The 26,073-nt window shown below is 64.8% G+C and carries 17 protein-coding genes and 1 tRNA gene; 12 read left to right on the forward strand and 6 right to left on the reverse strand.

The annotated features are described in order from the left end of the window. Positions 1-377 precede the first annotated feature (377 nt). The 5 genes from V9F06_03300 (at position 378) to V9F06_03320 (ending at position 7,059) form a co-directional block, all read left to right on the forward strand. Positions 378-1,355, forward strand: coding sequence for a proline dehydrogenase family protein (locus tag V9F06_03300; protein MEI2616656.1), 978 nt, complete (start codon positions 378-380; stop codon positions 1,353-1,355). Positions 1,356-1,432: 77 nt separating this feature from the next. Further along, complete coding sequence (locus V9F06_03305) at positions 1,433-3,064, forward strand: D-aminoacylase (protein ID MEI2616657.1); 1,632 nt, start codon at positions 1,433-1,435, stop codon at positions 3,062-3,064. A gap of 227 nt (positions 3,065-3,291) precedes the next feature. Continuing rightward, positions 3,292-5,055: an ABC transporter substrate-binding protein gene (locus V9F06_03310; GenBank protein MEI2616658.1), complete on the forward strand. Its 1,764-nt coding sequence runs from the start codon at positions 3,292-3,294 to the stop codon at positions 5,053-5,055. Between the two features lie 74 nt (positions 5,056-5,129). Then, entirely contained in the window at positions 5,130-6,062 is a 933-nt protein-coding gene (locus tag V9F06_03315) for an ABC transporter permease (protein ID MEI2616659.1), read from the forward strand. A gap of 64 nt (positions 6,063-6,126) precedes the next feature. Then, entirely contained in the window at positions 6,127-7,059 is a 933-nt protein-coding gene (locus tag V9F06_03320; protein MEI2616660.1) for an ABC transporter permease, read from the forward strand. Between the two features lie 1,444 nt (positions 7,060-8,503). On the opposite strand, the gene V9F06_03325 is transcribed toward V9F06_03320, so the two are convergent. Continuing rightward, positions 8,504-8,797: a GYD domain-containing protein gene (locus V9F06_03325; protein MEI2616661.1), complete on the reverse strand. Its 294-nt coding sequence runs from the start codon at positions 8,795-8,797 to the stop codon at positions 8,504-8,506. Positions 8,798-8,961: 164 nt separating this feature from the next. Between V9F06_03325 and acs the strand changes: the two genes are divergently transcribed. Next, positions 8,962-10,887 carry an acetate--CoA ligase gene (acs, locus tag V9F06_03330; protein MEI2616662.1) on the forward strand — a complete coding sequence of 642 codons (1,926 nt, stop codon included), beginning with the start codon at positions 8,962-8,964 and terminating at the stop codon, positions 10,885-10,887. A gap of 177 nt (positions 10,888-11,064) precedes the next feature. On the opposite strand, the gene V9F06_03335 is transcribed toward acs, so the two are convergent. Then, positions 11,065-13,866: a class I tRNA ligase family protein gene (locus tag V9F06_03335; protein MEI2616663.1), complete on the reverse strand. Its 2,802-nt coding sequence runs from the start codon at positions 13,864-13,866 to the stop codon at positions 11,065-11,067. Positions 13,867-14,179: 313 nt separating this feature from the next. Further along, a tRNA-Ala gene (locus V9F06_03340) sits at positions 14,180-14,252 on the reverse strand. A gap of 258 nt (positions 14,253-14,510) precedes the next feature. On the opposite strand from V9F06_03340, the gene V9F06_03345 reads away from it, so the two are divergent. The 4 genes from V9F06_03345 (at position 14,511) to V9F06_03360 (ending at position 20,803) form a co-directional block, all read left to right on the forward strand. Further along, a complete protein-coding gene (locus tag V9F06_03345) occupies positions 14,511-15,161 on the forward strand; it encodes a haloacid dehalogenase (protein ID MEI2616664.1) in 651 nt (216 codons plus the stop codon). A gap of 202 nt (positions 15,162-15,363) precedes the next feature. Next, positions 15,364-16,875: a hypothetical protein gene (locus V9F06_03350; GenBank protein MEI2616665.1), complete on the forward strand. Its 1,512-nt coding sequence runs from the start codon at positions 15,364-15,366 to the stop codon at positions 16,873-16,875. After that, on the forward strand, positions 16,872-18,968 hold the full coding sequence (locus V9F06_03355) for a hypothetical protein (GenBank protein ID MEI2616666.1): 2,097 nt from the start codon (positions 16,872-16,874) through the stop codon (positions 18,966-18,968). The genes V9F06_03350 and V9F06_03355 overlap by 4 nt, the downstream gene beginning before the upstream one ends. Before the next feature lie 143 nt (positions 18,969-19,111). Beyond that, positions 19,112-20,803, forward strand: a complete 1,692-nt coding sequence (locus V9F06_03360; GenBank protein ID MEI2616667.1) for a M14 family metallopeptidase — start codon at positions 19,112-19,114, stop codon at positions 20,801-20,803. A 221-nt stretch (positions 20,804-21,024) separates the two neighbouring features. Here the strand turns inward: V9F06_03360 and gcvPB are convergent, their stop codons facing one another. Then, entirely contained in the window at positions 21,025-22,500 is a 1,476-nt protein-coding gene (gene gcvPB, locus V9F06_03365) for an aminomethyl-transferring glycine dehydrogenase subunit GcvPB (protein MEI2616668.1), read from the reverse strand. A 212-nt stretch (positions 22,501-22,712) separates the two neighbouring features. Here gcvPB and V9F06_03370 point away from each other — a divergent pair, with 212 nt between their 5' ends. Both V9F06_03370 and V9F06_03375 read left to right on the forward strand, forming a co-directional pair. After that, on the forward strand, positions 22,713-23,720 hold the full coding sequence (locus V9F06_03370) for a DUF1385 domain-containing protein (GenBank protein MEI2616669.1): 1,008 nt from the start codon (positions 22,713-22,715) through the stop codon (positions 23,718-23,720). A gap of 18 nt (positions 23,721-23,738) precedes the next feature. Next, the gene (locus tag V9F06_03375; protein ID MEI2616670.1) at positions 23,739-24,221 is read left to right on the forward strand and encodes a GNAT family N-acetyltransferase; all 483 of its coding nucleotides are present in this window, start codon (positions 23,739-23,741) and stop codon (positions 24,219-24,221) included. A 90-nt stretch (positions 24,222-24,311) separates the two neighbouring features. Here V9F06_03375 and V9F06_03380 read toward each other — a convergent pair whose 3' ends face one another. Both V9F06_03380 and V9F06_03385 read right to left on the reverse strand, forming a co-directional pair. Continuing rightward, positions 24,312-25,751, reverse strand: coding sequence for an NAD(P)/FAD-dependent oxidoreductase (locus V9F06_03380; protein MEI2616671.1), 1,440 nt, complete (start codon positions 25,749-25,751; stop codon positions 24,312-24,314). Beyond that, entirely contained in the window at positions 25,748-26,065 is a 318-nt protein-coding gene (locus V9F06_03385; GenBank protein MEI2616672.1) for a (2Fe-2S)-binding protein, read from the reverse strand. Before V9F06_03385 ends, V9F06_03380 begins: the two co-directional genes overlap by 4 nt. Positions 26,066-26,073 lie beyond the last annotated feature (8 nt).

The following is a 26,073-nucleotide window of genomic DNA, read 5'->3' on the forward strand; positions in this document are numbered from 1 at the left end:
CACTCCGTTCAGGATGACAGAGAAATGGGAAGCTGCCGGCCTGCCATATTCACTGCGGTCGCCTACTCAGTGCAGCGACTAGCATGATGCGTCCTGTATTGTGGTGCGACAGCCACCACCGCTCGTTGTCATTCCGAGCCGCAGCGAGGAATCTCCCCTGGCTGGATACAGTCGAACGCAGGGAGATCCTTCGGCTGCGCGGGCGCCATCGCCCAGGGGGCACCCGCGCAGAGGATGACAAAGGACAGGGAGGCTATCGACGTGACAGTTCATACTGGTTGATGCACTCAGGATGACGAAGGAACGAGTCGCCTGTCGCTTGAACGGATCGTCCAGCCTGCTTCCGAGGTGGGCCGAATTGGAAGGAAGGACCCGCCGTGGCGTCTGCAACCGTATCGGCTAGCCAGTCCCTGCCGGCCAGGCTGTCGGCGATGGTCAACCCGGTTTTCCGCAAGGGCATCCTGCTGGCGACGCACAACCGTCTCGTCGCCAAGGTTGTCCGACGCTATGGAATGCGGCTCGGCGGCAACCGTTTTGTGGCTGGTGAGGATCTCGACCAGGCTGTGCCGGTGCTCCGGCGGCTCAACGAGCAGGGCCTGCTGACCAACACAACGCTGCTCGGCGAGGCAGTGCGCGACGAGCGCGCCGTCGCGGCCGTCGTCGGTGAATATGTCCGGCTGCTCGACCGAATCCAGGCCGAGGGGTTGAAGACCAACATTGCGCTCAAGCTGACCCACCTGGGGCTGGATCTCGGCGAAGATGTCGCCTATGCCAACGTCGAGCGACTGGTTGCGCACGCTGCAACGGTCGGCAACTTCATCCGGATCGACATGGAGGAGTCGGCGCGTGTCGACCCGACGCTGCGGATCTACCGCCGGCTGCGCGCGGCCGGCCACGACAATGTCGGCGCCGTCCTCCAGTCGGCCTTGCTGAGGACTCCGGCGGACCTCGAATCGCTGCTGGCGCTCAAGCCTAACCTCCGGCTGGTGAAGGGCGCCTATCTCGAATCGCCAGCGATCGCGCACCAGAAGAAGACAGACGTCGATGCCGCCTACGTGCGACTTGCCGAGCGGATGCTGCTCGAAAATAGCTTCACCGCGATCGCGACGCACGACGAGAAGATCATCGACTACATGATCAGCTTCGCCGCGCAGCATGGGCTGACCAGCGATAGCTTCGAGATTCAGATGCTCTATGGAATCCGGAGCCAGTATCAGCTCGATCTGGTTCGGCGCGGATTCCGCGTTCTGGTTGCCAGCCCCTACGGCGCAGAGTGGTATTTCTACCTGATGCGTCGGTTGGCTGAACGGCCGGCCAACGTCATGTTCCTCCTGCGCGGGATCGCCCGGCGCTAGGCGCGAAGACGCTTGCCAACCGGGTTCCACCGCCGATAATGCCAACCGAGGGTATGGCGTGAGCGAAGGGATTCCCAGTGGCGACAAGCTATGACGTGCTGATTCGTGGCGGCAAGGTGATCGATGGGACCGGCAACCCGTGGTTCTACGGAGATGTGGCGCTTGCTGGCGATCGTGTCGCCGCAGTGGCGCCGCGCGGACGGATCGACCCGGCTAACGCGCGCGAGGTCGTTGATGCCGCCGGCCACGTCGTCAGCCCCGGCTTCATCGACATCCAGTCGCACTCAATCCTGCCGCTCTTCGCCGAGGGTCGATCGCTGTCGAAAATCACCCAGGGGGTGACGACCGAGATCATGGGCGAAGGGTGGACTCCCTCCCCTTTCGGCGGACGTATCACCAGCCCGCTCGGCTCATCGATCGTTTCGGCCGACGCTACCGATGAGTGGGAGTCCCGCGCGCGTGGCTGGACGCGATTTCGCGCCTGGCTGGAGGCGATCGAGCAGCGTGGCGCGTCGGTCAACATCGGCTCGTTCGTCGGCGGCGCGACGGTGCGCGAATACGCCATGGGCTGGGACATGCGCGAGGCGACGACCGACGAGCTGGCGACGATGAAGCGTGTCATGGACGAGTGCATGCGCGAAGGGGCATTCGGCGTCGCGGCGGCGCTGATCTACCCTCCCGGCTCCTACGCAACTACCGATGAATTGGTTGAGGTCTGCAAGGTCATTGCGAGCCACGGCGGGGTCTACATCAGCCACATCCGCTCGGAGGCCGATCTCCTGCTGGAGGGAATGGCCGAAGCGATCGAGATTGGCCGGCGTTCCGGCGTCGCGGTCGAGGTCTATCACCTCAAGGCGTCGGGCAAGCAGAGCTGGCAGTTGATGCCGCGCGCGATGGAGATGATCGACGAGGCGCGTGCCGCCGGGATCGACATCACCTCCGACATGTACCCCTATGTCGCCAGCGGAACGGGACTCACGACCCTGGTCCCGAACTGGGCATCCGAGGGGGGCAAGCTCTATGAGAATCTCGCCGACGACCGCGTCTGGGCGGTGATGCGCGCCGAGATGATCGACCCGCCGCTCGAAGCGCCATCGATGTCACGCGCGCAGAATCTCGAAGGGGTGATGCCGGTCGGGTTCGTCCGCAGTGAGAACCGGCACTATATCGGCAAGCGTCTGCCGGAGATCGCTGCCGAACGCGGCGAGGAGTGGCCTGACACTGTCCGGGCCATGCTTCTCTCCGAGCATCAGCGTATCTCGACGATCTTCTTCATGATGAGCGAGGAAAACGTCCGTCGCCAGCTGACGCAGCCGTGGATCAAGATCAGCACCGACGCGGGCGGCCTCGACCCTGTGGGCCAGACAAACCCGACTCACCCGCGCGCATACGGGACATACCCCCGCGTCCTCGGCCACTACGTCCGCGACGAAGGCATCCTGCCGCTGGAGGACGCCATACGTAAGATGACCTCGTCCGTTGCCGATCGGCTGAGCCTGCGCGATCGCGGAATGCTTCGCGAGGGGATGCTGGCCGACATCATCGTCTTCGACCCGGAGACGGTGCGCGATAACGCGACGTTCACCGACCCCCACCGGCTCTCGACCGGTATCCGTGATGTCTGGGTCAACGGCGGGCGTGTGCTGCGCGAAGGCCTGCACACCGGCGCGATGCCCGGCCGGATCGTCGACGGGCCTGGCCGACGCTAACCGACAGACGGGCGCTGGGAGCGACATTGTCGCTCCCAATGCCCGGCCCCAGCGCAATATCCTGTGCAAATCTTCATAGTCTCGTCGTTACTATGTTGACGGATCGAAAGGCTGCGTCTAGCATCGGTGTAATCCGCTGTTCCGTGATCCGCCCGCAGACCGTGTTGTTGCTCGTGAGGTGAGTGACTTGCAGGTCTGTTGTGCGTAACCTTTGGGGAGGTAGCGACGTGAGCCAACGTGATACCCAGGACCTCAATGACAAGATCTACGCGAACTGGCAGCGATTCTATCGAGAAGGCCGTATCAATCGTCGGACGCTGATGCAGGCGATGATGGTCTGGGCCGGCGCGGCGAGTGTCGGCGGACTGTTGGCCGCTTGTGGCGGCAGCGCCGAGAACACGCCCAGCGGCGGTGGAGCGGCGACTGCTCCGTCGGGCGGCGCAACGGCGCCAGCAGGCGGCGCGACTGCTCCGACGGGTGGGGCCACCGCGCCGGCAGGCGGCGCGACCGCTCCGACAGGTGGGGCGGCGACCGAGGGCGGGATGCTGAGAGTCATCCTCGACCAGAACGACTTGCCGACGATGGACCCACACATGCACAACCTGCGCACAGGCATTATCTTCTTCTACCATACCCACGATAATCTCGGCGTCCGCAACCGCGAGACGAACCAGATCGAGCCCTGGCTGGCGGAGAGCTGGGAGAACATCGAGCCGACCGTCTGGGAGATGAAGCTGCGGTCGGACGTCAAGTTCCACAACGGTGATCCGTTCACCGCCGCGACCGTCAAGTGGAACTGGGATCGCGTCACCAACCCGGACCAGAAGAGCCAGCAGATGGGTAACCACTCCCAGATCGCCGGAGTCGACATCGTCGACGACTACACAGTCCATGTGAAGACGAAAGCCCCATACCCGATCTTCACCGAGCGGCTGCAGAACTTCCAGATGATCCCCGAGAAGCTGGCTCAGGAGAAGGGTGATGCGTGGCTGGCCGAGAACCCCGTTGGCTCGGGGCCATACAAGTTCGTCGAGTGGAAGCATGGACAATCGATCACACTCACCCGAAACGATGATTACTGGAACAAGGACGTCAGAGCGCCATACAAGGACCTGACTATCCGCTTCGTCCCGGGCGTCCCGACCCAGCTAGCTGAGCTCCTGGCCGGCAACGTCGATATCATTCGCGTTGTTCCCTACGACCAGATGAAGGCAGTCGAGGATTCCGGAGTGGCGATGCCGATCACCCAGGCGATCCTGCGCGTCGGCTACACCCGGCTGGACGCGATGGGCCGTTCTGGCCCGAATCCGTTCCAGGATGTGAAGGTGCGCCACGCCGCCAATCACGCCTGCGATATTCAGGGGTATATCGATACCCTCCAGCCGGGCGGTGACCGAACGCCGGCCATGCTCAACCCGAAGCACTTCGGCTTCGACCCGTCGATCGAGCCACACGACTATAACCCCGACAAGGCCAAGCAACTGTTGACCGAGGCCGGCCATCCGGACGGCATCGATGTCAAATGGGTTCGTGGCCCATCCTCAATGCCAAACCAGGATCAGGTCGACCAGGCAATGCAGCGAGATCTGGCGGCCGTCGGCATCCGGTGCGAATTCGAGACGCTGAGTGACGGTAACGTCTTCACCACTCGGCACAACGAGGGCAAGGCGGGGCCGATGCACTCGTACAACTGGGGCTCGTATTCCGTCTTCGACGCGGATGGCATCTACTGGGACCAGTTGCACACCGGCTCGATTTTCACCTACTACAGCAACCCCGAGCTTGACGCGCTCCTCGACGAAGGCCGCAGCTCGCTCGATCAGGATCACCGCAAGGAGGTCTACTCGAAGGCGCAGCGGATCGTCCGTGACGAAGCGCCGGTGATCTTCATGTGGGGATTCCATTCCGTCTGGGGTGTCAGCAACAAGATCGACTGGAAGCCACGTCCAGACGAAATCGACATGTACTTCACCGCCAAGCCGAAGGCGTAACCCGTCAGCAGCGGTAGTGACCGGCGCCTGATCGACGTATCAGGCGTCGGCCATCACCCGAGAGGCCATCACTCATGGGCTCGTACGTCATGCACCGCGTGCTGCAGATGCTCATTGCAGTCTTCGGCATTTCGGTGATCGTGTTCATCATCACCAACATGATCGGCGACCCGGTCAACGTCCTGCTCCCGCCGGAAACTCCCTACGAGCAGCGCGAGATCTATCGCGAGCAGATGGGGTTCAACCGGCCGTTGATCGTTCAGTATGCGGACTTCTTCTCAAGCGCTGTTCGCGGCGACTTCGGCAAGTCATTCCGCGCCGAGCGGCCGGCCCTGTCGATCGTCATGGAGCGGATGCCGGCTACGTTGCTGCTGACCGTCTCGGGGACGATCGTAGCGACGATCATTGCCATCCCGATGGGTATCCTCTCCGCGTACAAGCGGCATACGATCTGGGACAACATCTCGACACTCTTCGTCGTCGCCGGCCAGGCGATGCCGATCTTCTGGCTGGGCCTGATGCTGATCATCATCTTCGGGGTCAACCTGAAGTGGTTGCCTCCCTCCGGGTATGGGGAGATGGGGATAGACCGGCTCAAGCACCTGATTCTGCCGACGATCGTGCTCGGCGTTTTTCTGGCGCCGGTTACCGAGCGGCTGGTGCGATCTGGCATGCTCGACGCTCTCACGCAGGATTACGTCCGCACGGCGCGGGCGAAGGGCCTGAATGAGCGGGTCGTTCTCAGCCGCCACGCCTTCCGCAACACGATGATCCCGGTTATCACCGTCCTGGGGTTGCAGTTCGGGCAGCTCCTCGGCGGCGCAGTCATCACCGAGACAGTCTTCGCCTGGCCGGGAGTCGGCCTGCTCGCGATCGATTCAATCCGCAACGCGGACTTTCCGGTGACCCAGGCGGCAGTCGTGACACTGGCGGTGATCATCAGCCTGGTCAACCTGCTGGTTGACCTTGTTGTCGGCATGATCGACCCGCGTATCCGTCCGTCATAGCCGCGAGCATCATCGCGGGCTCCGGCTGCCGGGCATGCCCGATCGGCGACCGCAGGGAGGATTCATGGCATCTGTTGGTTCCACGACGCCGGAGATGGTCGAGTCCGCATTCTCACCGCAGCGGACCCGACGCCGGACGTTGCGCTCCGTCCTGAAGGCCGCCTGGAAGCTGCGCATGTCGGTCGCTGGGGGACTTGTCCTGTTGATCCTGATCGCCATCGCCATTGCGGCGCCGATTCTGACTCCGTACAGCCCGGAGGAGGGGCGCATCGCTAACCGGCTCCAGCCGCCGGTCTGGCAGGGTGGCTCATGGTCGCACCCGCTTGGGACCGATGGCATCGGCCGCGACTACGCTACCCGGCTGGCGTATGGGGCACGCGTTGCGCTGACGGTCGGGCTGCTTGCGACGCTGCTTTCTGGCGCGATCGGAATTGCGCTCGGTGTGCTGGCCGGCTTCTTCGGCGGCCGGATCGACGCTGTCATCTCGACGCTGGTGAATATCATGATGACGTTTCCGTTCATCCTGCTGGCGTTAGCGGTGATCTCCGTCCTCGGAGCGAGCTTCCTGAATGTCGTGATTGTGCTGGGGGTCGGAGCCTGGCCGATCTATACCCGCGTGGTGAAGTTCGAGGTCGAGCGGATCAAGTCGCTGGACTATATCCAGGCCGGCCACGTGCTCGGAGCGAGCAACCTGCGGCTGATGACCCGCCACATCCTGCCGAACCTGGTCAACGCGATCATCGTCATCGGCACCGTCCAGGTCGCCCGGCTGATCATCTCCGAAGCGTTCCTCAGCTTCCTGGGTCTCGGCATTCAGCCGCCGACGCCGAGCTGGGGCTATATGCTCCAGGAATCGCAGGCATTCATGTTCTCCTGGAGCGACCTCTGGCTGCCGACCCTGCCGGGGCTGGCAATCTTCATCACCGCGCTGTCGATCAACTTCGTCGGCGACGGACTGCGCGACGTGATGGATCCCCACCAGCGCGCCGCGCTGTAATCTGTCGTGACGCCGCGGGAGTCCGACAGGGTACACGCGCGTTGGTCGCGCCCGACGAATGACGCTGATCACCGTACTGAGTACATCGACTAGCATGAAGTGTCCTGTACTGTGGTGCGACAGCCACCCCGGCCGTTTGTCATGCTGAGCCTCAGCGAAGCATCTCCTCATGCTGGATGCATTCAGACGCAGGAGAGATCCTTCGGCTGCGGCCTCAGGATGACAAGGTGCGGGGAGGCTGCCAACCTGACACATCATGCTAGTCACTGTACTGAGTGGCCCGACCAGCGTGACGTGTCGGATTGTTGGTTGCGGCCGCCACCCCTCCCTCTGTCATCCGACGCCTAGAGGGCACCCGGCAGTGAAGGATCCGGTTCCCTGCGTTCGGTCGCAGCTGGCGGGGAGGAACGGATTCTTCGCTGCGGCTCAGAATGACAGGAGGCGGGGAACCGTCCAGAATGACAGGATCACTGCGGTCGACGACTCAGTGCACCGACTAGCGTGATGTGTCCTGTACTGTGGTGCGACAGCCACCCCGGCCGTTTGTCATGCTGAGCCTCAGCGAAGCATCTCCTCATGCTGGATGCATTCAGACGCAGGAGAGATCCTTCGGCTGCGGCCTCAGGATGACAAGGTGCGGGGAGGCTGCCAACCTGACACATCATGCTAGTCACTGTACTGAGTGGCCCGACCAGCGTGAAATGTCGGATTGTTGGTTGCGGCCGCCACCCCATCTCTCTGTCATCTTCTGCCCAGAGGGCGCCCGCGCAGCCGAAGGATCCGTTTCCCTGCGTCGTTCGCTGCCGCCGAGGAGGGACGGATGTTTCGCTCCGGGCGCCCTCTGGACGATACATGACAAGACACGGGACTGGCTGCCGACCTGACACATCACGCTGGTCGGAGCACTGAGTAGTCGACCAGCGTGATGCGTCCTGTACTGTGGTGCGACAGCCACCACCGCTCGTTGTCATTCCGAGCCGCAGCGAGGAATCTCCCCTGGCTGGATGCATTCAGACGCAGGAGAGATCCTTCGGCTGCGCGGGCGCCCTCTGGGCAGAGGATGACAAGGTGCGGGTAGGCTGCCAACCTGACACTTTATCCTAGTCGGAACACAGAGTCGTCGACAGCAGTGATTCTGTCATTCTGAGCCGCAGCGAAGAATCCGTTCCTCCCCGTCGGCTGCGACCGAACGCAGGGGGCCGGATCCTTCACTCCGTTCAGGATGACAGAGAAATGGGAGGCTGCCGGCCTGACATATTCACTGCGGTCGACTACTGAGAATGACGGGGGATGGCGCAGACTGCTGACTCCACATGTCATGCGGGCTCAGACATTCGATATGTTGACACACAGGGGGTGTCGCTAACGCACACTTGATATACGTCACTATGGTCGTGACGAGCTGGAGTTGGGAGCATGGCCTGATACGCCGGTGAATTGCCGGCTACCGCAATTTGTTGAAGAGTTGCTCGGCCTCGGTCTCGGTGAACGCGCGGTATGACTCGGTCCGGATATTCCCCGTGCCGGCGAGCTGCAGAAGTGACACCGATAGCGTTTCCTCATCCGGCGCTTCGACCACGGCCATCAGATCGTACGGGCCGGTCGTCCACCAGATCCCCTTGAATATCGCCCCTGCTGGCTCGAACATTGCCTTTGCCTGCCGATATCGGGTGACGCTATCGGCAGCTGCCCTGACCCCCTGATCTGTCCAGTGCATGAGTATGACGTAGGTAGGCATGCTGGCTCCCTTGTGCAAGCGGCCATGCTCCCGGGAACACACCCACTCTACACCCGCCGCTGGGCCTGTCAACGCCATATCATCTGACATCGTTGTCAGCAGCGGAGAGCGTCCCGTATCCTGTCGCCCCAGGCCTATTGCATGAACAGAGATGGCAGCCAGCGATGCAACCAGCCCCGCGCGCCGACGATGAGTCGGTTGAGATCGAGAGCGTACTGCCCGAAGACGATCGCCTCCAGCCGCCGGCACATACACGCGCGCACGCGAACCTGCCTGACCCCGAGGCCGAGTTCGCCCGCGCCGCGGCAGACCCGCAAGGCTTCTGGGCGGAGGTCGCCCAGGATTTCGACTGGTTCCGGCCATGGGACACGGTCCTGACTGGTGATTATCCCCACCACCGCTGGTTCGATGGCGCGCAGGTAAACATCACCGTCAACGCGCTCGATCGCCACGCGACGGGGCCACGAGCGAACAAGGTCGCCTACATCGCGCTCGGCGAAGATGGCAGCGAGCGGGTCGTCACTTACCGCCAACTGCTGCGGCTGGTCAACCGATTTGCGAACGTCTTGCGCTCGCGCGGCGTCTCGACCGGCGATCGGGTCGTCATCTACATGCCGTTGTCGCTGGAGGGCATTGTCGCGATGCTTGCCTGCGCGCGGATCGGCGCGATCCACAGCGTCGTCTACGCCGGCCTCGGCGTTGGGGCGCTGCGCGATCGGATCGTAGACGCCGAGGCGCGCGTCATCGTCACGGCCGATGTCGGCTACCGGCGCGGCGCACCGACGCCACTCAAGCCGATGGTGGACGACGCCATCGCCGGGCTGGACCAGGTCCGCCACATCATCGTCTGGCGGCGTGAATCTCCACGTTGTGAGCTGACCGACGAGCGCGAACACGATTTCTACGAGCTGCTGAACAACGCCAGCCCGGATTGCCGCGCCGAGCCACTCGATGCCGAGCATCCGCTCTACGTGCTCTACACCTCGGGGACGACCGGCCGGCCGAAGGGTGTCGTCCACGTCCACGGCGGCTATATGGTCGGGACCACCTACCACCTGCGGACGTTCTGGGATATCAAGGAGGACGACGTCTTCTGGTGCATGTCCGACATCGGTTGGGTCGTCGGTCACTCGTACATCGTCTATGCGCCGCTGGTGCTTGGCGCGACAACGGTCTTCCGCGAGGGATCCCCCGATTTCCCACACCCGGCCATTGCCTACGAAGTAATCGAGAAATACGGCGTTTCGGTGCTGTTTACTGCGCCAACCGCGATCCGGATGCTGATGAAGTTCGGCAGCGACGCCCCAGCCCGCTACGATCTGCGCTCGCTGCGGTTGGTGACCTGCGCTGGTGAGCCGCTGAATCCCGAAGCCTGGCGCTGGGCCTATCGCGAGCTGTGCGGCTACGGCGAGCACGCCTGGCTGATCGACAACTGGTGGCAAACTGAGCTTGGCGGGCCGACGATCGCGACCTTGCCGGCGATGGCGGCCAAGCCGGGCGCGGCTGGCAAGCCACTGGCCGGCGTTGTCGCCGATATCGTGGATCGGGCGGGAAACCCGGTTGCCGATGGCGTCGGCGGGCTGCTCGTGCTGCGCCAGCCGTTCCCGCACATGTATCGAGCCGTTTATAACGACCCCGAACGCTACGCGCGTGACTGGTCGGTCGTGCCGGGCGTCTACACCAGCGGTGACGTCGCGTTGCGTGATGCCGACGGCTACATCACGGTCCTCGGTCGGGCCGACGACGTGATCAACGTGGCAGGGCACCGGATCGGGACGGCCGAGGTCGAGAGCGCGCTGGTCAGTCACCCTCAGGTGGCCGAGGCGGCCGTGATCGGCAAGCCGGACGAGGTCAAAGGGCAGGCGGTCAAGGCGTTCGTCACGCTACGGGCTGGGAACACACCGTCGGACGAGGTGCGCGCCGCGCTGGTCGAGCACGTCCGCCACATCTGCGGCCCGATCGCCACGCCCGCCGAGATCGAGTTCCGTGAGCGTCTGCCCAAGACTCGCTCGGGCAAGATCATGCGTCGCCTGCTCAAGGCCGAGGAGCTGGGCGTCGACCCCGGCGACCTGACGACGTTGGAGGAGTAGAGAGGCTGGCCCTCATCGCTGCCCAGAGGGCTCCCGCCCCCTCTCCCAATGCTGGGAGAGGGGGTGTTGCGTGGCTTACGTGCTGGTTACCAGTAGCGATCTCGACAACCCAATCGAGACAAGACCCCCTCTCCCAAAGTTGGGAGAGGGGGCAGGGGGGTGAGGGCCTCCCCCTCCCTACCTGACCACGAAGTTGATCAGGCGGCGAGGGACGTAGACTTCCTTGACGACTGTCTTGCCATCCAGATGCTCCGCCACACGTTCGATGCCACGGGCAGCTGCCAGCGCGGTGGGCTCATCGGCGGCTGGAGAGAGGCTGACGTGGCCGCGGACCTTGCCATTGACCTGGACGACGATCTCGATCGTGTCCTCGGCGGCCAGCTCCTCGCTCCACACCGGCCAGGCTTGGGTATGCACCGAGAACGGCTTACCCAGCTTCTCCCACAGCTCTTCGGAGATATACGGCGCGCCGGGCGCCAGCAGCAGTGCCAGCGTCTCGATCGCCTCGCGCCATGCGGCAGTTGACGCAACGGCGGTGTCCTTCTGGCGCATCAGCTCGTTCACGAACTCCATCAGATGGGCGACCATCGTGTTGAACGAGAACGACTCAATATCGCGGGTGACGACGCGGATCGTCTGGTGGGTGACTCGGCGCAGTTGGCGGGTAGCGCCGTCCTCGCGCGCCTCGGCCGGGTTTGCCATCGTCTCGTTCGCGACCGTCCAGACGCGGTCCAGGAACCGCTGCGGGCCGGCAATGCCACGCGAGTTCCACGGGCCACCGAGATTCCATGGCCCCAGGAACATCAGGAACAGCCGGACCGTATCAGCGCCCAGCTCGCTGACCAGCTCATCGGGATCGACGACGTTGCCGCGGCTCTTGGACATCTTCTCGGTGTCTTCGCCCAGGATGATGCCCTGATTGAACAATCGCAGGAACGGCTCGTCGTGATCGACCAGCCCCATGTCGCGAAGAGCCTTGGTGAAGAAGCGCGCGTAGAGCAGGTGCATCGTCATGTGCTCGACACCGCCGGTGTACTGATCCAGCGGCGTCCACTGGGCAACCCGCGCAGGGTCGATCGGCCCGTCTTCCTTGTGCGGTGTCAGGTAGCGATACCAGTACCACGACGAGTCCATGAAGGTGTCCATCGTGTCGGTCTCGCGCCGGCCCGGCCCGCCGCACGACGGACAGTTGACATTCACGAATCGGTCGTCCGACTTCAGCGGCGATTCGCCCGTCGGGCTGAACTTTGAATCCTCCGGCAGGACGACCGGAAGATCCTCTTCCGGCACTGGCACGACACCGCACCGGTCGCAGTAGATAATCGGGAACGGTGTGCCCCAGTAGCGCTGGCGCGAGATCAGCCAGTCGCGCAGTCTGTAGATCACTTCGCCTGCGCCGGCGTTGTGCTCCTCGAGCCAGTCGATCGTCGTTGCGATTGCAGCGCCACCAGGCGTGGTGCTCAGCGGGCCAGAGTTGATCATCTCGCCATGATCGCTGTGAAAGGTGATATCGGGTTCGGCGGTAAAGAACGGGATGTTGCGAAGGATCTCCATCGCCGTCCGGCCGGCGCCGGTGCGCTCGACGATCGCACGGTCCGAGTCGACACTCTCCAGCTCGATGGTCTTGTCCTCGAAGACGACGCCGGTGCGCGCGCCAGCGTAGGGAACCCACTGGCCGGTCTTCAGCTCAGCACGGACCATCGATGTGAACTCCGTCATCTGGCGGCCGCTCAACGAAACATGAAATTCACCGCCGGCCTCGGTCGCGGTGACCTTCAGCGTTCCCAGCGCGTGCTGGAAGCTGGCGCGGTCGCCAACGGCTGCGAACGGCACAACCACGCGCACTTCGCCATCGAGCCGGCGGATGACCGGGATGATCGGCAGGCCGAACTTCAGCGCGAAGTCGAAGTCGCGTTCGTCGTGAGCCGGGACGGCCATGATCGCGCCGGTGCCGTAGGTGATCAAGACATAGTCGGCGATCCAGACAGGCACGCGCTCGTTGTTCACCGGGTTGATCGCGTAGCCGCCAGTGAAGACGCCGGTCTTCTCCTTCTCGGTGGACTGCCGGGCGATCTCTGATTCGCGAGCCGTCTGCGCCTGGTAGTCGGCTACGGCCCCACGCTGCTCATCGGTGGTCAGCTTCTCGACCAGTGGGTGTTCGGGGGCGAGCACCATGAACGTTGCGCCCCAGAGCGTGTCGGGCCGGGTGGTGAAGACCTCGATCGGATCGCCGTACTCGGTCGTGAAGGTCACCCGCGCGCCTTCGGATCGACCGATCCAGTTGCGCTGCATGATCTTGCCGCTCTCGGGCCAGACGACGCCGGGGTACTCCAGTAGCTCGTCGGCATACTTGGTGATCCGGAAGAACCACTGCTCCATCTGGCGCTGGTAGACCTCGGCGCCGCACCGCTCGCAACAACCGTCGACGACCTGCTCGTTGGCCAGCACGGTCTGATCGTTCGGGCACCACCAGACGTTCTGCTTCTTGCGGTAGGCCAGCCCGTTCTCCAGGAACTTCAGGAAGAACCACTGGTTCCACTTGTAGTACTCGGGCAGACAGGTGACGACTTCAGCGTCCCAGTCGAACATCGTGCCCATGCTGCGCATCTGAGCGCGCATGTTCTCGATGTTGGAAAGGGTCCACTTGGTCGGGTGGATGTTGCGCTTGATCGCCGCGTTTTCGGCTGGCAGACCGAACGCATCGAACCCCATTGGGAAGAAGACGTTGTAGCCCTGCATCCGCCGATAGCGCGCGGCAGTATCGGACGGCGTCATCGCGTACCAGTGGCCGATGTGCAGATCGCCGCTGGGGTAGGGGTACATCGTGACCGCGTACCATTTCGGCCGGGAGTCATCCTCCAGATCGGTGCGGTAGAGGCCGGTCTTCTCCCAGATATCGCGCCATTTCGCTTCGACTGAGACCGGATCGAAACGTCCGGGCCGGGTCGCGCGGCCGGCCGCGCCATGTGTCGTGCTCATTTCGGGTCACCTTCCTGGTCAGCCGATCGCTTCAACAGACCATGCTCGCCGTCGAACGGCCGATCCGTTCCGACGGCTCGGCAAGGAACCCGGCACGCCGGATGCCACGCGCAGACTCACCGGAGCCAGCCATCGGCTGCCTCGTCGGTCGTCTCACGCAGGTGAATCCGGACATCTCGTCGCCCCGCCTTCCAGAACCACGTCGTCCTGCCGTGAGCGAGAAAAAGCAACGAGCCTTCCGCCCGGTCAGGGACGAAAGGCTCGGCTTCCGCGGTACCACCCTGCTTGGCCGGTCCCGCGTCATCCATGTGGGTGGAGCTGCGGGGACTCGAACCCCGTACCTCAACACTGCCAGTGTTGCGCTCTCCCGGATGAGCTACAGCCCCATGACGATACGTGAGGCCGGCCCGCTTGGAGGCCTGATAACGGAGGCTACCCGGCGATGGCTCCTGGACGAGTTCGACCGCTCTGCCGCCTCACACCAACCGGCGGCTCGCTGTGTCCGGTCTACTGCTCCCGATCGACGCTACGCTCGTGCCACGGTCTCCCGTGAACCCGCTAATAATACCGAGCGGCCGACAACCCGTCAAACTTCGTCGTCGTTGCGTGGATGATAGAGTGCGCAGGCACGAAAGGACGAGGACATGGCCGAGGCATCCGCGACGACTGACCAGATCCAGACGATCGGCGAGCGAGTCCTCGCCCGGCTGGATAGCACCAACATCGCTCGTGAACGGGCGCTGGCCGAAACGCGCCAGATCGTGCGGATGAGCGCCAATGCGATCCGCGCCGTACATCGCAACGACTTCGCCGAGGCGCGCGATCTGCTGGCGAAAGCGCGCGCGATGCAGGACGCGCTGGCCGCCGACCTGCGCGACACGCCGAACATCTACTGGTCGGGCTACGTCCAGGACGCGCAGAAGGAGCTGGCCGAGGCGAACATCGTCCACGGCATCATCTCCGGCAGCGGCGTGCCGGGGCCGGAAGACCTCAACGTCGAAGACGCTGTCTATCTCAACGGTCTGGCCGAAGCCGCCAGCGAGCTGCGCCGCTACATCCTCGACGCCCTCCGCCGCGACCAGCCGGAACGCACCGAGGCGCTGCTGCAGACGATGGACGACGTCTACGGCCTGCTGGTCAGTGTCGATTACCCGGACGCTGTCACCGGCGGACTGCGGCGCACGACGGACATGCTGCGCGGCGTGCTGGAGCGCACCCGCGGCGACCTGACCATCTCGATGCAGCAACGCAGCCTGCTCGCGGCGCTGGACCGGGCGGCCAGCACGCCGACGTAGGGTGGATTCGACACCCCCTCAACGGATGCGCCGCTCGGTGACGCATGCTCTGATACCACGGCTCGCGCGATGCGGGTATCCTTGCCGAGCGCGACGCGGTCCGATCCTGCTGACGACGATACCTGCACCGCCAACGAGCCGAGCGCCGGCGCCATCAGCCCTGCGACCCGCTGGCCGGCCCAACCCGTGGAGAAGTGCCATGATGCGGCGAGGATCCCGGTTGCTGGCGCTGGTCGCCAGCGTGCTGTTTCTGATTGCTTCGGCAAGCCTGCCGGGGAAAGCGAGGGCAGACGATGTCTATGTCGTCTACTTTCCCTGGGTCTCGAACAACGAGACGATCGGTGGGCAAGGGCCGTGGTCGTCGACGCTTGCGATCCACAATCTGAGCAACAATCCCTGCCCCATGTCGGTCTACGTCGTCCAAACCAGCGGCTGGAATAAGACGGCGCAACTCTCGCTCAATGCGGCGTCGACGCGTTCGATCGCAGCATTGTCGCTCGGTGTGCCGAAGCCTGGTTCGCCCGTTCGTCTCGAAGCAACCTGTCCGATTGCCGCGAGCGTCAAGGCATTCGCGCCGGCCACTGCCGCAGCCCCATGGTCGGACGGCGCCGGCATTATCACCGGCTACACCGGGTTGAGCGAGTTCGACATCGCCGCGTCACGCAACGGGCCAGACGCTGGCTGGGTCCTGCCGCTCGTCCAGACCAACACCGGCTGGAACACGCTCGTCACCATCGCGAACCTTGGCACGACGCGGGCTGACGTCACGCTGAATCTCTATGCGACGGGCAACGAGGACGGCGCGGACGGCGCGACACTCTCGCTCCAGCAGGAGATTGCGGCCGGCGGCGTCTGGACGATCGACGCGCAATCCGCGCTCGGCCAGACGGGCTGGGTCGGCTTTGCCCGTATCACAGCAAGTGGGAACATCGGGGTCATCGCCCGGCGGGTCAAGCCATCGGCGCAGATGGCGATGATCAACGTCGGAGTCGCGACGAGCAGCTTCGCGTCCGGGGCCTATCGATCGGCCGCGCCATTGCTGTTCAACAACTACAACGGGTGGAATACCGGTATCACGTTGGCCAATCCGTCCGCGATTCCCGCGACGGTGACTGTCGAGTACCACGAGGCAGGAGGCACACACGTGTCGAATACCGAGGTCGTTGTTCCCCCCTTCTCGATGCAGTACATCTATACACCAGGCTCGGTTGCGCAAGACGGCTTTGTTGGCGGCGCGAATATCCTCAGCAACGTCCCGATCATCTCCTCTATCGACGAGGTGAAGTACGAGACGATCGAGGGGCTGTCCTACATGGCGAACGCCGGTGGACAGAGCGAGGTAACCATCCCGATTGTGTTCCGTGAGAATCCGAAGTACTTGCAACACGACAACTCCGGCATCGCCATCGCGAATCTCGACCCGGCCGCCAGCGTGACGGTTGCCATTGGCTTCCTGTCGCTCTATGGAGCGGATCTGCTGCCGACGCCGATACAGCTGACGATCCCGGCTGGCGGTGTTGGAACGATCTACTTGCCGTTTGTCGACGGACTGCCGGCCGGCACCGTCGCAACCGCGCGGCTGACGACCGCTAGCCCGGCTGGCATCGTCGCAGTCTCGAACGACGTCAATTACACGGTTGCGGGTGACGGCTCGGTCGTCTTCAACGCATGGGGCGCGACAGGGTCGTATATCGCCGGAGGGGCGGGGCAGTGACAGCAGGCAGGACGGACGAGTTCTCTGAGATCGTCGCCGCGTTGAACGCTGGCGATCTGCCAGAGGTATTCGCGTTGATCGAGCGCGAGCTGGCGGGAGACGCCGGCCAGGAACGCCGATACGCGCTTCTGTTGATGCGGGCCAGGCTACGGATGGTCTCCGACGATCCGGGACTGGCGTTCCCCGACCTCGACGATGCGCTGACGCTCGCCGGTTCGACGGGAGGGCAGGCCGCAGTTCTCCAGGCGCGCGCCGAGGCCGCCGAGGCAGTTGGCGAGCTGGATATGGCTCGCGCAGATCTCGAACGCCTGATCGCGACGGTGACCGATCCGACTGACCTGGCGGCAGCCGAGCAGGTGCTCGGCCGGGTCGAGCGCGACGGTGGCGACATCGCCCGCGCAGTCGCGTTGCTGGAGAACGCCCGCCGGCGCTTGATCGTGGCTGGCGCTGACGACGATCGTGTTGCGGAGGTGGCGCTCGATCTCGCTATGGCGTTACGACTGGCCGGCCGGGCGGAAGAGTCGATCGCGCTCTTGCGGGAGGTCGCCGCGTCGGCTGGGCCGGAGTTCGCTGCCCGTCTGCTCGTTCAGATCGGCACGAGCTGCGCGTTCATTGGCGACTATGACGCCGCGCTCGAGGCGTGGGCCGAGGCGCTGCCGATGCTGGCGGACGGTGATGATCGCGCGGTCGTGCGCTACAACCGGGCCGTGGCGTTTCGCGATATGAGCAGGCTTGACGAAGCGCGCGACGACCTGCAACGCGGACTGGTGGATAACGCCGGGCTGAACCCGCACACCGAGTTCGACCTGCTCCTGCTGCTCGGCATCGTCGAGCGGGAGCGCGACGACAGCCAGCGCTCGCTCAACGCACTCGGCCAGGCGGCCGCGTTGATGCCCGACGGCGACCCGCATGGGCGCGCCCGGCTGGAGATCGGGACGACGCTGGCGGTTGCCGGGCTCGTCGGGCTGGCCGTCGAGGAGCTTGGAGCGGCCGCCCAACTCTGCGCGAACCCTGACGATCGCGCCCGGGCGTTTCGTTCGCGTGGCGCGGCGCGGCAGGAGCTGGGCCTGGTTGACCTGGCGCTCGATGATTACAGCAGGGCCATCGAACAGACAACCGACACTGACGAGCGAGCTCGTGGGCAGATCACCCGCGCAACCATCCTTGGGGCGCTCGATCGGCGGCGCGAGGCGCTGATAGCGCTGGGGGATGCCGCGCTGGCCGCTCGCGACCCGGAGGTGGCTCGTCAGGTGATCGTCCAGCGCGGGGCGCTACGCTCGGCCACCGGCGACCTCGATGGCGCGATCGCTGACCTGGAGCTCGGTCGCGACTTGGCATATCGGGCGGGCGATGACGATCTGGCCGCGCGAGTTTCGGTAGATCTCGGGGCGATTTTCGTTGCGGTCGGTCGTGAGGCTGACGCGATCGGGTTGTTCGACCATGCGCTGGCAACGGCGGCCGGCGGGGATGTCGCGTTCACCGCACTGATGCATCTCGGCAGCGTCCACGTCGCGCGCCGCGAGCCGCTGGCGGCGCTTGGCGCGTTCGAGCGCGCCGCCGGCGCTGCTCACGACGACCGGGAGGGTCGGGCACGCGCCTTCCTGGCACGCGCCGGCGCAGCCCAACGCTTCCAGCGCTTTGGCGAGGCCGCTGCGGACTACGCGCGGGTCCTCACCCTCCAGCCGGGGCCGCAGGCATTCGACCAGGCGTCGATCGGGCGGGACGTCATCGCGAACCAGATCGGCAGCCTCGAACGCGCGCGGGCGGAGCTGACCATCCTTATGCGAGCGCCCGAGGAGCCCAGCTTCCGGGCCGGCCCGACGCTTCAACGTGGCCTGATCGCGCTGCAGTTGGGCGATATCGCCGCGGCCGAGATCGATCTCCACCGCGCGTCCCGAATGTACCGACTCCTCCCCGATCGCGCCCTCGCCGAGGCGTGCCTGGCGCTCCTCTCCGCCCATCTCGGCCGTTGCGAGGATGCACGCCAACACCTTATTGTCGCGGCCGATCTCGACCCGGCCGGCGCCTGGAAGGCGCAACTGGCCGACGAAGCGGACTGGAACAACTGTCCGGGCGTGACAGATGAGGGCTGAGGCAATGGGGATGACAAAGCCGCAGGGACAGCGTGCCTCAAGAGGCTCGTGACGTGAATCACGAAACCGGTTACCCTTTCGGGCATCGGGCTGAGAACAATCGGCGGATGACGTAACCGACCCTGACGAATGTGAGGAAATGAATGGCTGCACGGAAAGAGGAGCGCCAGATCGACGTCTCGCGCTTCCATACGTTCGACGAGATGACGGGGCTGCTCAAGGGGCTGGTAGAAACCTACCCGACGCTGGCCACGATCGAGTCGATCGGCCAGTCCCACGAGGGACGCGACATCTGGCTGCTGACGATCACGAATCAGCAGACCGGCGCGGCGGGTGACAAGCCTGCCATGTACATCGACGCCAACATCCACGCCGGCGAGGTCACCGGCTGTAATGTCGCCCTCTATACCATCGAGATGCTGCTCGCTGGCTACGGGAATGACGCCGATATCACCGAGCTCCTCGACACAAGAACGTTCTATATCGCCCCGCGCGTCCAGCCAGACGGCGCCGAGCTCTATCTGACGACGCCGTACACCCTTCGCTCCTCCGTCCGCGAGTGGCCAGGCGGCGACCCGGACGATGGCCTGACGGCGGAGGACATCGACGGCAACGGGCTGATTCTCCAGATGCGGGTGAGAGACCCGAAGGGCGAGTGGCGCGTCTCCGATCATGACGCGCGTCTGATGGTCAAGCGCCGGCCCGACGAGCTGACTGGCGAGTTCTACCGCCTCTATACCGAGGGCGTTCTGAATAACCACGTCCGCGGGCCAGTGACGCTGGCGCGTCCGAAATGGGGGCTGGATCAGAACCGCAACTGGCCGGCAAACTGGTCGCCGGTGCAGCGCGGTGGCGGGCCACACCCGCTGTCCGAGCCGGAGACGCGGGCTGTCGCAACGTTCGTCGAGTCGCATCGCAACATCGTCATGATCCAGAACTACCACACGACTGGCGGGGTGATCCTGCGCGCGCCGTGCGCGGTCGATGACAAGACGCTCCCGCCGCGCGACGTGGACACCTACAAGAAGATCGGCGACATCGGTGAGGGGATCACCGGGTATCCCTGCGCGTCCGTCTTCGACGCCTTCCAGGAGGTAGATGACAGCGGCCGGCGGAGCCAGTCGGGCGGGTTCATCGAGTGGACCTACTACCACCTCGGCGTCTTCTCCTTCGCGACCGAGTTGTGGGATCTGCAATCCCGAGCCGGCATCGAGCGGCCGGCCAACGATGCGATGCGCAGCATGCGTGAGCAGACCGAGGACGATGGCCTGAAGCTGCTGCGCTTCAATGACGAGCATCTCGGTGGACGCTGCTTCGTGCCCTGGAAAGCGCACGAGCACCCGCAACTCGGCGCGATCGAGATCGGCGGCTGGAAGACGAAGGAGATTCGCCAGAACGCGCCGGCCGAGTTCCTGCCGGACGAATGCGAGCGCAATGCCGCCTTCACTGTCCGCCAGGCGGCGATGACGCCGATCATCGCGATCGGCGACGTTGCGGTCGAGAAGATCGCCGACGATGCCTTCGTGGTTCGGGCGATGGTGGCGAATGAGGGCTACCTGCCGACCTACGGCGCTGAGATGGCGCGGCGGATCGAGGCGGCCAAGCCGGTCGAGGTCGCGATCTCGGGGGCCGAGCCGATCATCGGCAAGGCGAAGCAGTCGATCGGCCATCTGCAGGGCCGAAGCGCGGCACGCGGGATGATGTTCTCCTTCGGCGGCGCAAAGGTGGATAACGAGCGCTTGCTGGAGTGGCTCGTCCGCGGCAACGGCGAGGTCACAATCACCGCGACATCCGAAAAGGGCGGCGTCGCGCGCAAGACGGTGGCGCTGGCGTAGGAACGGACGGCCCTCACCCCCTGCCCCCTCTCCCAACTCTGGGAGAGGGGGTGGCTTATATTGCGGGGCAGAGAGTGAGACCGTCGAATACAGGACACCCCCTCTCCCAGCATTGGGAGAGGGGGTGGCTTATATTGCGGGGCAGAGAGTGAGATCGTCGAATACAGGACACCCCCTCTCCCAGCATTGGGAGAGGGGGCCGGGGGGGATGAGGGCCGTCGCTAGTCCGCGGCGTCCCGGTGGATCGCCGGTGCGTTCTCGGGGGTCCAGCGCAGATTGACGTTGCGGTTGGCGCTGACTTCGTCGAGGCGCTTGTACTCGGTCGTGTGCGGAGCGTTGCGGACGAACTCCGGGTCGCTCTTGACCTCGTCGTCGATCTGACGCATCACGGCAATGAAGTTGTCCAGCGTCTCGATGCTTTCCGTCTCGGTCGGCTCGATCATCATCGCTTCCTCGACGATCAGCGGGAAGTAGGTCGTCGGCGGGTGAATGCCGAAGTCGAGCAGCCGCTTGGCGATGTCGAGCGTGCGGACACCGTACTCCGCCTTCTGCCGGCGGGAGGTGGCGACGAACTCATGCATGCAGGGCCGGTCGTAGGCGATCTCGTAGCGATCCTTCAGGTTGGCCATCAAGTAGTTCGCGGCCAGGACCGCGTCCTCACTGATACGGCGCAGCCCCTCGGCGCCGTGCATCCGGATATAGGTGTACGCGCGGACGTGCATGCCGAAGTTGCCGTAGAAGCCATGGACCTTCCCGACGGAATGCTCGGGCGACTCGAAGCCGTAGGAGCCGTCGTCGTGCTTGACGATCACTGGCTCGGGCAGGAACTGTGCCAGGTCGGCACGGACGCCGACTGGTCCGGATCCAGGGCCGCCGCCGCCGTGCGGGGTCGAGAATGTCTTGTGCAGATTGAAGTGCATGATGTCCATGCCGAGGTCGCCCGGCCGGACCATGCCGAGGATGGCGTTGAAGTTCGCGCCGTCGTTGTAGACAAGCCCGCCGGCCGCATGGACGACATTGATGGCCTCCTGGACGTTCTCGTCCCAGAGGCCGAGGGTGTTCGGGTTCGTGATCATCATCAGCGCAACATGTGGACCGACGAGCTCACGCAGCTTGTCGATGTCGCAGTTGCCGCGATCGTCCGACGGCACAGTAACGACCTTGAAGCCGGCCATCGCCGCCGTCGCCGGGTTGGTGCCGTGGGCGGAGTCGGGCACTAGCACGGTGTCGCGGGCATGATCTCCGCGCGCCTCGTGGTAGGCGCGAGCGATCAGAACACCAGTCAGCTCGCCATGGGCGCCAGCCGCTGGCTGGAGCGTGACCGTCGCGAATCCCGAGATCTCGGCCAGATAGCCACGCAGCTCATACATCAGCTCGAGCGCGCCCTGGACCGTCTTGGGGTCCTGGAGCGGGTGGATCGCAGAGAAGCCGGGCATCCGCGCGACGATCTCGTTGATCTTGGGGTTGTATTTCATCGTGCAGGAGCCGAGCGGATAGAAGCCGATGTCGATCGCGTGGTTCTTCTGCGACATCCGCGTGAAGTGGCGGATGACGTCGATCTCGCTCACCTCCGGCAGGGAGAGCTCGTCGCGGCAGAGCGCGGCGGGAATCTCCGTCTCGGGGACGTCGACGGCAGGAACAGTCGTGCCACGACGCCCGGGCTTGCTCAGCTCAAAGATCAGCGGCTCTACCGCCATAGTTCCCCCCACCTGACCTTTCGCCGCATGCTATTGCGGAAAACCAACGATCGACCCGTCATGTCGCTGGCAGGATAACACCAGTCGCCGAGGGGCCACAACCGCGCCGCCAGCGTCGACGCCACTGATAGAATCGGACGGGCTGTTAGTCTCTCGCGGTATGCCGGCCAACCGTGCGCACCGCGTATCGACGTTTTCAGGGAGTCTCACCGATGGCGAAGGCGTTCTACTACGGCGGTCAGGCAGTCATGGAAGGCGTCATGATGCGCGGCCGCTCTTCGATGGCGGTCGGGGTTCGCTCCCCGGACGGCAAGATCGTCGTCTGGGAGGAAACGATCACCCCCGGGCCGGTTGTCCGCTCGGTGCGCAACGTCCCGCTCGTCCGCGGCGCGGTCGTGTTGTGGGACACGATGGTGCTGGGTATGCGGGCGCTGATCTTCTCCGCCAATGTCGGGCTCACCGAGGAGGGCGAAGATGGCGAGGCCGAGGAGCCGGGTTCGCTCAGCGGACCATTCCTGTGGCTGACAGTGGCGCTCTCGTTGGTGTTTTCGATCGGGCTGTTCTTTGTCGTTCCGCTGGTGACGGTCGATCTGCTGAGCCGCTGGATCGAGTCGCACGCGATGATCAATATCATCGAGGGTGTCATCCGGCTCGCGCTGCTGATTGGCTACATGTTCGCGATCTCTCTGACGAGCGATATCCGCCGGGTGTTTGGCTACCATGGCGCCGAGCATATGACGATCAATGCCTGGGAGCGTGGGGCGCCGGTGGATGTCGAGCACGTCCGCGGCCAGAGCCTGCGTCATGTGCGCTGCGGCACCGGGTTCTTGCTGATTGTTGTTGTCATCTCGATCCTGTTCTTTCTGACACTGGGCCGGCCGGTGTGGTACCTGCTCTACGGCTCGCGAATCGTGCTCGTGCCGGTGATTGCCGGGGTGGCCTACGAGGTAATTCGGGCCGGCGCCGCGCACTCAAGAAACCCGATCATGCGAGTCGTCCTCGCGCCGGGACTCTGGCTACAGGGCATCACGACTCGACAGCCGGATGATTCGATGATCGAGGTCGCGATCGCCGCATTCAAGCGGGTTCAGGCGACCGATGGTGTCATCGCCATCACCGACCTGGACCCTGCCGTCGTTGAGGTCGGCGCCGATGGCCAGCCGTTGAGCGGGGCGCCGAGCATTCTCCCGGAGCCTGTTCCGGCCATGGTTGAGGTCTAGTTGATGCACTCCAGAGAGATGGATTTCCAACCGTCAACCGATTCGTCGGCGCTCGATCGAGCTGCGGGGGATGTCGTCCGCGAGGTCGAAAGCCTCGCCGAGATGGAGGAGGTCTTCCGCATTCGGGACGAGGTGTTCGTCCACGAGCAGCGGCTGACCCGCGACGCCCGGCACGATCCCGACGACCGCACGAGCATCCACTATCTCGCCTGGCGCGATGGCCGGCCGCTTGGCACCGGCAGGCTGACCCTGCACGGCCGCGAGGCACAGGTCGCCTGGGTGGCGGTGCGTCCGGAGGCGCGTGGCTCCGGCCTCGGCAACGCGGTGATGGAGGCGATCATCGATCGGGCCGATCTTGAGCGGGCGGCCTATATCGTCCTCAACGCGCAGGACCATGCCATTACATTCTACGAACGGCTCGGTTTCGAGATCGTCGGCCCCGAGTTCACGATGGGTGGCATCGGCCATCGCGTGATGATCCGCCGCGGCGCTCCGAGGTAAAGCGACAAGCGTAACCGGAGACGGGAGACCGGGGTCGGGCCAGACACGCCCGACCCCCTCGATGCCCGCCCCCGTCCCCCGTCCCCGCCGTCAGACTGCCGAGACTGCCTCGCCGACGTGCTCGTCCGGGAGGTCAGCGAGGGCGGCAAGCGGGATCGGCCTCAACGGCGGTCGGGCGGTGATCAGTCCGACATCGGTGGGCGTTGCGCCGGCCTTCCGCGCGACATAGGCGCGAACGATCGGCGAGCAGATGCGACCCTGGCACAATCCCATCCCGCAGCGGGTGCGGCGCTTGATGTCGTTGATCGACAGCGCGCCCTCGGCAATTGCCGTGTCGATTGCCGACGCCTGAATCTCTTCGCAGCGGCAGATGATCGTCTCCGGGGTGACGACGTCGGGCAACGCTGCGCCAGGCACGTAGATCGTGTTCAGCACTCTGGCTATATCGCGGCGCTGGGCGATATCCTGGCGCAGCGAGGCGGCCTGGGCGGTATAGGAACGCTCGCTCAGCAGGCCGAGGTCGTGGGCGGCGCTCAGGCCGGCCAGCGCCCCGGTCGATTCGGCCAGGTCGGCCCCGCCGATCCCGGCCAGCTGCCCGGCAACGTAGATGCCTGGCTGGCTGGCGCGCATGCCGTCATCGTGGACGACGTGCCATCCTCCACGATCTTCCTCCCATGCCGTCTCGCATTCGGCCATCCTGGCGATCTCTGTGAGGGCCTCGAAGCCGAAATGGATGCAGAGGGTATCGACGGCAACAGTGCGCTGCGTGTCCGGCAGCACCTGCCAGTCGGCATCAGCCCTGGCGAAGGTAACCTCTTCGACCTGGCCATCGCCGCGGGCAGCGGTGACGACGTGGCCGGAATAGATCGGGATGTCGTGCTGGGCGAGGACGCGGCGATAGTCCCACGCTTCCTTGACGCGACGCATCTGGCCCCAGAAATGGTGGAGGTGGCGCAGTGGCGCGGTCGCCTGGCTGCCTTCGACGACGCCAACAACCTGACCGCCGGCCTCGGCAATCTCTCCCGCAACGGCGAGCAGCAATGGCCCTGTGCCAGCGACGAGGAAGCGTCGGCCCGGCAGGACACCGTCCTTGCTCAGCAGTGACTGGACTCCGCCGGCCATGATGACGCCGGGAAGCGTCCAGCCGGGGAAGGCCGCTGCGCGTTCCATCGCGCCGCCGGCGAGGACGACGGCGTCTGGCGAGAGAATGTCAGCGGTGTCGCCGCGTAGCGTCGCCACCTGGCTGGGCTGGAACAGCCCCCAGGCAAGCGTGTCGGTCTGCAACGTGAAGCGGTCGCCATGCAGTGCGGCGAGACGATCCTGGCCCTTCTCGACGCGCTCGTCGAGATCGCGTCCGCGCGAGATGTTGCGCGCCGCCGACCGCTGCTTGTAGTACTGGCCGCCGACGGCCGGCATCTCATCGATCAGCGTTACTCGCGCACCCTGTTCGAGAAGCATCGTTGCGGCGGCGATCCCGGCCGGGCCGGCGCCGACGACGACAATCGCGGGGGTGCTGGCTCCGTCGCTCATGCGATCTCTCCTTCGGGGCCCCAGGCATACGGCCGGTTGGGCTCGACCACGAGCCCCGCAGATGCCGGAGTGACACAGGCGCGGCAGCTCGGTGTGCCATTCACCGTCACCAGACAGTCGAAGCACATCCCGATTCCACAGAGCATCCCGCGCGGCTGACCGCCGGAGGTCTCGCGCAGCGTCCGAACGCCGCGCGCGAGCAACGCGCCAAGGATCGTCTCGCCCGGATAGGCGGTGACGTCTTCGCCCTCCCACTTGAACGTGAACGCTTCGCCACGGGCGACTCGTTGCCCGCGCAACTCCTCGATTCGCATCGGCCGTC

This window comes from Thermomicrobiales bacterium (assembly GCA_037045155.1).
In the GTDB taxonomy this organism is placed as follows: Bacteria; Chloroflexota; Chloroflexia; order Thermomicrobiales; family CFX8; genus JAMLIA01.